General features: G+C 44.8%; 1 protein-coding gene and 1 pseudogene. One reads left to right on the top strand and one right to left on the bottom strand.

The window, feature by feature from the left end; translation table 11 throughout:
• A pseudogene (locus tag FTV08_RS16340) lies at window positions 1-199 on the bottom strand (hypothetical protein); the annotation flags it as partial.
• 129 nt (window positions 200-328) lie between these two features.
• Here FTV08_RS16340 and FTV08_RS16035 point away from each other — a divergent pair.
• Window positions 329-1,144: an aminoglycoside O-phosphotransferase APH(3')-Ia gene (locus tag FTV08_RS16035; protein WP_000018326.1), complete on the top strand. Its 816-nt coding sequence runs from the start codon at window positions 329-331 to the stop codon at window positions 1,142-1,144.
• Window positions 1,145-1,320 lie beyond the last annotated feature (176 nt).

Genomic DNA, 1,320 nt, shown 5'->3' with positions numbered 1-1,320 from the left:
GGCCAGGCCTCAGCATTTTATTATGGTGATCCCCTGGGCGAAATGCGCCTGGTAAGCAGAGTTTTTGAAATGTAAGGCCTTTGAATAAGACAAAAGGCTGCCTCATCGCTAACTTTGCAACAGTGCCGTATTTGCAGTACCAGCGTACGGCCCACAGAATGATGTCACGCTGAAAATGCCGGCCTTTGAATGGGTTCATGTGCAGCTCCATCAGCAAAAGGGGATGATAAGTTTATCACCACCGACTATTTGCAACAGTGCCGATAAAAATATATCATCATGAACAATAAAACTGTCTGCTTACATAAACAGTAATACAAGGGGTGTTATGAGCCATATTCAACGGGAAACGTCTTGCTCGAGGCCGCGATTAAATTCCAACCTGGATGCTGATTTATATGGGTATAGATGGGCTCGCGATAATGTCGGGCAATCAGGTGCGACAATCTATCGATTGTATGGGAAGCCCAATGCGCCAGAGTTGTTTCTGAAACATGGCAAAGGTAGCGTTGCCAATGATGTTACAGATGAGATGGTCAGACTAAACTGGCTGACGGCATTTATGCCTCTTCCGACCATCAAGCATTTTATCCGTACTCCTGATGATGCATGGTTACTCACCACTGCGATCCCCGGGAAAACAGCATTCCAGGTATTAGAAGAATATCCTGATTCAGGTGAAAATATTGTTGATGCGCTGGCAGTGTTCCTGCGCCGGTTGCATTCGATTCCTGTTTGTAATTGTCCTTTTAACAGCGATCGCGTATTTCGTCTCGCTCAGGCGCAATCACGAATGAATAACGGTTTGGTTGATGCTAGTGATTTTGATGACGAGCGTAATGGCTGGCCTGTTGAACAAGTCTGGAAAGAAATGCATAAGCTTTTGCCATTCTCACCGGATTCAGTCGTCACTCATGGTGATTTCTCACTTGATAACCTTATTTTTGACGAGGGGAAATTAATAGGTTGTATTGATGTTGGACGAGTCGGAATCGCAGACCGATACCAGGATCTTGCCATCCTATGGAACTGCCTCGGTGAGTTTTCTCCTTCATTACAGAAACGGCTTTTTCAAAAATATGGTATTGATAATCCTGATATGAATAAATTGCAGTTTCATTTGATGCTCGATGAGTTTTTCTGATAGTTAGTCTTTGTAGAGACACAAACCTGAAATTCCGGACACCGCGCTTGGCACTGTTGCAAATAGTCGGTGGTGATAAACTTATCATCCCCTTTTGCTGATGGAGCTGCACATGAACCCATTCAAAGGCCGGCATTTTCAGCGTGACATCATTCTGTGGGCCGTACGCTGGTACT

This window comes from Acinetobacter sp. YH12226 (assembly GCF_013417805.1).
Taxonomy (GTDB): Bacteria; Pseudomonadota; Gammaproteobacteria; order Pseudomonadales; family Moraxellaceae; genus Acinetobacter.
This window is presented reverse-complemented; position numbering and strand designations above follow the sequence as displayed.